This window comes from Aquimarina longa SW024 (assembly GCF_001401755.1).
GTDB classification, from domain to species: domain Bacteria; phylum Bacteroidota; class Bacteroidia; order Flavobacteriales; family Flavobacteriaceae; genus Aquimarina; species Aquimarina longa.
Genome location: NZ_KQ474111.1, coordinates 1 through 7,424 on the forward strand (window position 1 = coordinate 1; position 7,424 = coordinate 7,424).

Here is a 7,424-nt window from a genome sequence, read left to right on the forward strand (position 1 = left end):
GGCACCAATTTGAAAAATGACAGTAGGACAAAAAACATTATGGAATAAAATAGAAGAATTCCAACTGGATGATTTTGAATCTACATTCACTTTTACTGACAGACTATGTAGAGAAAATGGGTGGAAATATGAATATAGTGTTCGAGCAATTAATGAATACAAAAAGTTCATTTTTCTAATTTGCATTTCCGACCACCCACTAACACCTTCTGACCAAGTTGACCAAGTATGGCATTTACATCTTTTGTATACGAGGTCATATTGGACAGAGTTTTGTCAAAACACATTATCTAAGGAAATTCATCACGGACCGACTAAAGGTGGGAAAAATGAAAAGGAAAAGTTTGGAGATTGGTATTCTAAAACAAAAGAATTGTATTCAACTATTTTTAAAAAACAACCACCACCAGATATATGGCCTTCTTCGAAAGTCAGATTTGGAGAGTTAAATTTCAGAAGGGTTAATCTTCATAGAAATTGGGTAATTTCTAAATTTAAAAAACTATGATTAAAGAACTAACTGATTTATCACCAGCCGAAGTTTTACTTATTGAGAATCCCGCTGTTAAAATTGATAAGCTGGCAAGAGTTACTTTTTTCGATTTAATTTTAAAGGACGTTCTTAAAATAGAAACTGCCCAAAAAGCAACTAAAAAAGAAAAGAAAAATCCAACTGTAAGTATTGGACAATCCTATTCTAAATACGAACCTCTTAAACACGAGTCTATATTTCTTTCAGTCTTTAATAAAGATTCTGAACTCAAAATAAACCTATCAAATCTATTAAAAATTGCTTTTGAAAAAATTAAGAATAGTGACGAATACAAATTGAAGTACGTTTATTCAGATAAACGTATGAACAAATATTTCAAATCAAATTTTTTCCAAAAGCTGTTTGGAATTAAAGCCATTTCAGAAAAAGGATTAAAAGTTCAAAAAGAAATAAAAAAGGAACTAAGACGAATTAAAACAAACACCACTAAAAAGAATGTAAATATTGTTGAATCGTTACTTGCACTGAATGGAAACATTGTACTAATACCTAAAATACCATCAGAAATTTTCGAAATAATTGAAAAAAAGAAACAGAATTTCAGAAAGGAAAATGCAGATTCTATTTGGGTAGATTTTGGTTACTCAAGCCTATACTATCATAACACAACAAAAAATCAATTTGACCTAATAGCTATAAATGATTCTGACTTTATGCCAATTATAGAATCGGTAAATGGATTTGACGATTCTTCTAGTGATAGCGGTTGTGGTTCAGATGGAGGTTGTGGTGGCTGTGGCGGATGCGGAGGTTGTGGTGGTTGCGGATAAAAAACTGGTGCCAACAATGTATAAGAAAACATAGGGTTTTTCTGCTTAATCGAAAGGTCTGTGTTTATTTGCAAAGTCGCCAACTATAAAGTTTAGTGTTTATGAGAAAAAAGGTAAAAGCAAAATATTTATATTTGGCTTAATACCAAATCGAAACGTATGGCTTATCACCTGCCCTACGTTTCTTATACGAAACGTTGTGGTGCATTTAAACAAACATCCAGCTAAAATCAAAATGACTGCAAAAAATGAGTGACGGAAATGAAATTTATCAAATAAATAAAGTAGTTTCTAAACTTCCAAGATGGTTTAAAAATGGACATCGAATAAATTCACAAATTTTAATTAACTATCTGAAATTAGAAGAAGAATACGAAACTGTCGAATATGAACATCTTGCTGAAAAGTGCAAACATTTAAGAACTTTTAAAACCAATTTCGACCAAATGAAAAATTTTGGTGAAAAAAATCACGGTAAAATTTTTGAGGTTTCCGACACTAATATAACGCTTTGGAAACCCTTAAAAAAAGAGATTTACCTACATTACAAAAACTACAAAAGAGAACTTTCTTCAAAAAAGCTTGATTACAAATTTGTAGATAATGAAAAAGAATTAGCTGAATCAACAATTGAGTTTTTCAGTAAACCTCAATTTTGGAAAGCGACAATCGGAAATGCACCTAAATATTTTGTTCATATACAAAATGGTAAAAACCACATTTTCGGACTTTCAAAATTTTGTGCATTTAAAAACATATCAGTTGAGGAATATATTTCAAACTTTAGATATAAAACGGACGGAGGAACAACACAAAAACATATAGCTGATTTAACAAACAAAAGCTGGAAACCTAGAAAGAATATTGACAGCAAAATAAAAGACCAATTCGACAATTGGATTTCCGAGTTTCATCCGAATTACAATCTTGACAACGCATCTTTTATTACACTATTTCAGAAGAAAAAAGTAAAGAAAAGAAAACAAAAATTTATTGACCCAAAAACACTTGAAGATAATTTAAAATTACAAAGGGAAATTGGAGAAATAGGCGAAGAAATCGCTTATGATTATGAAATTAATCGACTACGAAAATTAGGAGTGAAAAATGTTGAGAAATATATTGAACATACTTCAAAGTTTAATTCAGGTGCTGGATTTGATATTACCTGTTTAGTTAAAAAAGACAACCGGTATATAGAGGTAAAATCATCATTAAATGACAATTTAGACTTTTTCATAACAGAAAATGAATATTGTACGCTTGAACAATTAGAAAACGAGGCTTTCATATATTTTGTTCACGTTACTAATCTTGAAAAGAAAGAGGGAAAAGTATTTAAGGTTTTGAGAAATCCGATTTCGGAATTGAAAGCGAATGGAAACTTAAAATCGATAGCGTATAGAGCAAGTTTGGGCAGAAAAACGCACCACAACAATGGCTATAATTAATACGGGTTTTGGTGCTTAACCCAAAGTTTAGTGCTTTTAACCAAGTCCGCCAAATCTTTTGATTTGGCTTTAAAATAAAAAAGATAAAACAAAATAAAAAGATTTGGCTAAGTGCTTAATCGGAAATTAATTACTTTTAATTCCCGAACTAACCATAGCCGAGACGTTAGCCACAAGCTAAAGTAACACTAGTCCTCAAATCAAACAACATCGAAACAACAGAAAATATATTCGCCCACTTTGAAAAGTTTATTAAACTTTCTGAAGACTTGAAATCTGAGCTTTCAAAACGAATAAAACCAATAGTATTTCAGAAAGGAGAACTCGTTTTAGATGCAAACAATATTTCCAAAAAAAGCTATTTCATCAACAAAGGTATTCTACGAACCTATTTTATAAAAGATGGAAAAGAAATCAGCGAATATTTTTCTGGAATAGACGAATGGGTTAACTCACCTAAAAGCTTTATGCAAAGAAAAAAAGACATATACTACATTGATGCAATTGAATACACCGAAGCATATTTTATAAACGTGAACGACCTTGTGTATCTTTTTGACAATTATCCAGAAATGGAACGTTACGCTCGTTTATCAATGGGAACTGTTTTTGGGCATTTTATGGAACGTATAACCTCGATAAGATTTACATCTGCCAAAGAAAAATATATTCATTTTCAAAAAATTTATTCTAAAATTTATCATCGTATTCCTTTAGGTATGGTTGCTTCTTATTTAGGAATAACACAAGAAACATTAAGTAGAATAAGGGCTAAAAAGTAATTATTTGATTTAGGTCAAAAGTTCTGATTATTTCAATCAGTAGCTTTACCACTAAATTAAAACTCAAAATGAAGAAAAGAACCAAAAGAATATTATTAATCCTAGCTCTAGCTTTAATTTCAGGAATAGTTTACATATTTACATATGTGCCAAATCTATCAAAACAAAACGGAGTTGTTGAAACTCTATTATATTTAGGAGATTCTGAAAACCAACCTTTAATCGTAGCTTTTGGTGGTGCAGAAGGTGGAATTGATTGGCATAGAAACCATATGAAAAGTAAGAGGGACAGTCTCATTCAAAAAGGCTATGCGATTTTAGCAATTGGGTATTTTAATGCAGAAGGAACACCAAAAAATCTCGACAGAATTTCACTTGATGCAATTTCAGATACAATAATGAACATTGCTAAAAATCCAAAAATTGATGAATCAAAAATTGCTCTTATTGGAGGTTCGCGTGGTGGTGAGTTAGTCTTGAATTTAGCTAGTAGATTCGACCATTTCAATGCAGTTATCGCAATGTCAACATCAAATGTAAGCTTTCCTGCTATTACTTGGTCTGCAAATACTTCTTCTTGGACTTATAAAGGTAATGAAGTTCCTTATTTACCTGCACCTTTAAAGATAATCGGACCCGCATTAAAAGGAGATTTATTTACTGCACACAAAATGATGCTTGAAGACAAAAAAGCTTCAAAGAAAGCAGAGATTCAAGTGGAAAATATTAATGGAGCTATATTAATATTATCAGGCAAAAACGATGATCAATGGCCAGCTTCAGAAATGTCTGACCAATTAATTCAAAGATTAGAAAACAAAAAATTTAAGCACTATTACAAACATATAAAACTAGATGGTGGACATATAGCACCTATAGAACATTTTAATTTTGTCTATGATTTTTTAGATAAACATTTACCAACGAAATAACCAAAGCCAGTGGCTAACACTATATATAGCAAATAGGGCGATTGGTCTTTAATCGAAAGAAAGATCATTGCATATTTACAAAGTTGCCAAATCTTTTGATTTGGTATTAAAGAGAAAAATTAAAACAAAACACAAAAGATTTGGCTTGTGGATAGCTCGAAGATAATTGCTTATTTTCTGCCCAACTTGCCATATATTAAACGTTGTATGCAATGCCAGAAAATTACTAACGATTAAAATTTAGACAACGAAAAACTGAACAATTTTAAATTTGTTTAAGTTTAATTTAAAAATATAAAAAATGGGAAAATCAAGCGGATTAAAAAATGCACCAAGTACAACAGGAAAACCATCAGGAACTGGAAGAGGAAATGCACCAACTAGACTAGGAAGAACTGCACCACCTGCACCTAGAACTAAAAAATAACTGAATTGGTAAATGTGCTACTTGATGAAGTAGCGCATATTTTATATGGAAGATTTTGATTGTAAAAGAAGAAGATATAAAAATGGAGCACCTGTAATATTTATTATAGGTTGCCTAATTAATTATAATTTCAAATCATTTAGAAATTTTTTAATTTATATATTTCATTTTTCAGGTTATCTTGACTTAAGGAAAAAAGATTCAACTCAATACACAGATGAACAACTGATTAAAGGGTTAGATTTAATCTACAAAACAAAAATTAATAAAAAAGACCTTTATGAATTGACTAAATGTAATAAAAACACTTTTAACAAACGATTCAAAGAATATTTTGAATTGAAAGGATTTAAAGGAAAAAGGAAATTTACACTCTTCGAAACTTATGGTATTTTAAATGAATGGCAGGGTCAAGGAAAATGGGGAATGATGCAATCTATAAAAAAAGAGAGATTAGCAAAAATTATTAATTCCGGAAACTACAAGAATTTAGCCACTGAATTTAGCCTTTTGGTTGGAGAAGATAAATATAAAAGTAAAGACAAATTCTCACCTAAAGAAGTAAAAAAATTATTAGAACATATCGATTTATCAGAATCAAGAAAAGCCGAAAGATTATTAAGATATGATGAGTTCGAAAATATTTCTTTATGGGTTTTTGGAATTTTTATTTTACATAACGCTTGGGAGAAAAACAAGCAAAGCATACAACACCGTTTATAATTCATTGCTAGTACTCGCCTACTTACGAAAGTCCTCGCGGACTTTCTATCTGTGATTTATTTGCTAAATTAGTTGCTTAAACACGCAACGAAATCATACACAAACACGTTGTGTTTCATTCGAATGATAAAACTTAAAAACATATTCAATAGAAAAATTGATATCTATAAAGCGATATCGGATGAAAATGTTGATTTACTAGAAAAAGGGTTGAAAACAGGAATAAGTCCTGATTTGTTAGATGATTTTGGGCAATCTCCAATTTTTAGAATTGTCTATAATAAATGTGACAAACAAGAAAGAATGTTAAATCTACTCTTTGAATATGGTGTTGACCCAAATTTCAAAAAAAAGCCGAATGGTGAAACCGTTATTCACTATGCGAAATCGAAAAAGATAGCAAAAATTCTAATTGATAATGGAGCAGATATTAAAATTAGAACGAATTACGGAAGTACTCCACTTCATCAAACTTTTAGCAAAGAAATGGCGGAATTTTTCGTTCAACAAGGACTTGATGTAAATGCAAGAGATAATAATGAATCTACTCCATTGTTTGATGCTGTTTATTTTGGTTTTGATTTGGTAAAATATCTTATAGAACAAGGTGCTGAAATAGAAATTAAGAATAAAAATGGATGGACTCCATTGATCTGCTTGGCAAGAACTGAATATGCAGATTACAAAGACAATATTGAAATTAAAAGAATTTGTGATAAGCTAATCAGTAATGGTGCTAAAATAGACACTATGGATAATGATATGAAAGATGCATATCAACACGCCATTGATATGGAAAATATTGAATTGGCGGAATACTTGAAAAATAAAAAAACGAAAACACAACAATTTGTATAGTTCATTTGCTCCCTTAGGGAAGCAAACGCACCATACAAGAGACGTTAACTACAAGCGTAAAAAAAATTAGAACGTAAAAAATACACAAATGGATTATTTAGTATCTACTTATTATTTTGACTATAAAAGTGACGAGATTCAACAACTTATAGCTGAATTAAAAACGGATACACTCTCTAAAAAAGAAAAAACTATACGTTTGTATTTAAAAGTTCGTGATTCTTGGAGATATGACCCCTATAGTCTGAGCTTTTCAAAAGAGAATTTTAAAGCAAGTAATATTGCTAAAAAGTCAAAAGGACATTGTGTAGAAAAATCTATAATATTGATTGCTTGTCTTCGAGCTATAGGAATTCCTGCTAGACTTCATCTAGGAAAAGTAAAAAACCATATTGGAGTAGAAAGATTGACGGAAAAGTTTGGAACAAATATATTAACACCGCACGGAATGGTGAATGTCTTTTTGAATGATAGATGGCTCAAATTATCACCCGCTTTTAATAAATCTATGTGCAGAATATGTAATGTTGAACCTTTAGAATTCAATGGAGAGAATAGTTCATTTTTACAACAATTTAATAGCCAAGGGAATCTTTTTATGGAATACCTTGATGACTATGGACATTTTGAGGATGTACCATTAGAGTTTATGATAAATAATGCAAAAGAACATTATCCTCATATATTTGACACTAAAGAAAATATTACTGAATTTAAATTATAACAAGAATAGCCAGTAGTTAACACTATATATAGCAAATTGGGCGATTAGTGCTTAACCGAAAGGTTGTTCTCTATTTGCAAAGTCGCCAAATCTTTTGATTTGGTATTAAAAAAGAAAATTAAAACAAAATACAAAATATTTGGCTTGTGGATAAACCGAAAATAATCGCTTGTCTTCTGCCCTACTTGCCATATATTTAACGTT

9 protein-coding genes are annotated in these 7,424 nt (G+C 30.4%); all 9 read left to right on the forward strand.

The window, feature by feature from the left end; all coding sequences use genetic code 11:
- Positions 1-16 precede the first annotated feature (16 nt).
- Positions 17-508 carry a glycine-rich domain-containing protein gene (locus tag N456_RS23090; protein ID WP_062062845.1) on the forward strand — a complete coding sequence of 164 codons (492 nt, stop codon included), beginning with the start codon at positions 17-19 and terminating at the stop codon, positions 506-508.
- Positions 505-1,323: a DUF2207 domain-containing protein gene (locus N456_RS23095; protein WP_062062848.1), complete on the forward strand. Its 819-nt coding sequence runs from the start codon at positions 505-507 to the stop codon at positions 1,321-1,323. The genes N456_RS23090 and N456_RS23095 overlap by 4 nt, the downstream gene beginning before the upstream one ends.
- A 248-nt stretch (positions 1,324-1,571) precedes the next feature.
- A complete protein-coding gene (locus N456_RS23100) occupies positions 1,572-2,774 on the forward strand; it encodes a protein NO VEIN domain-containing protein (RefSeq protein ID WP_062062850.1) in 1,203 nt (400 codons plus the stop codon).
- 269 nt (positions 2,775-3,043) lie between these two features.
- Positions 3,044-3,556, forward strand: coding sequence for a Crp/Fnr family transcriptional regulator (locus N456_RS23105; RefSeq protein ID WP_062062853.1), 513 nt, complete (start codon positions 3,044-3,046; stop codon positions 3,554-3,556).
- Positions 3,557-3,624: 68 nt separating this feature from the next.
- On the forward strand, positions 3,625-4,488 hold the full coding sequence (locus tag N456_RS23110) for an alpha/beta hydrolase family protein (protein WP_062062855.1): 864 nt from the start codon (positions 3,625-3,627) through the stop codon (positions 4,486-4,488).
- 301 nt (positions 4,489-4,789) lie between these two features.
- The gene (locus tag N456_RS25205; RefSeq protein ID WP_262482863.1) at positions 4,790-4,915 is read left to right on the forward strand and encodes a hypothetical protein; all 126 of its coding nucleotides are present in this window, start codon (positions 4,790-4,792) and stop codon (positions 4,913-4,915) included.
- A gap of 45 nt (positions 4,916-4,960) precedes the next feature.
- A complete protein-coding gene (locus N456_RS23115) occupies positions 4,961-5,638 on the forward strand; it encodes a hypothetical protein (RefSeq protein WP_062062858.1) in 678 nt (225 codons plus the stop codon).
- 108 nt (positions 5,639-5,746) lie between these two features.
- On the forward strand, positions 5,747-6,496 hold the full coding sequence (locus N456_RS23120; protein WP_148639430.1) for an ankyrin repeat domain-containing protein: 750 nt from the start codon (positions 5,747-5,749) through the stop codon (positions 6,494-6,496).
- A gap of 88 nt (positions 6,497-6,584) precedes the next feature.
- Positions 6,585-7,220, forward strand: coding sequence for a transglutaminase-like domain-containing protein (locus tag N456_RS23125; RefSeq protein WP_062062861.1), 636 nt, complete (start codon positions 6,585-6,587; stop codon positions 7,218-7,220).
- Positions 7,221-7,424 lie beyond the last annotated feature (204 nt).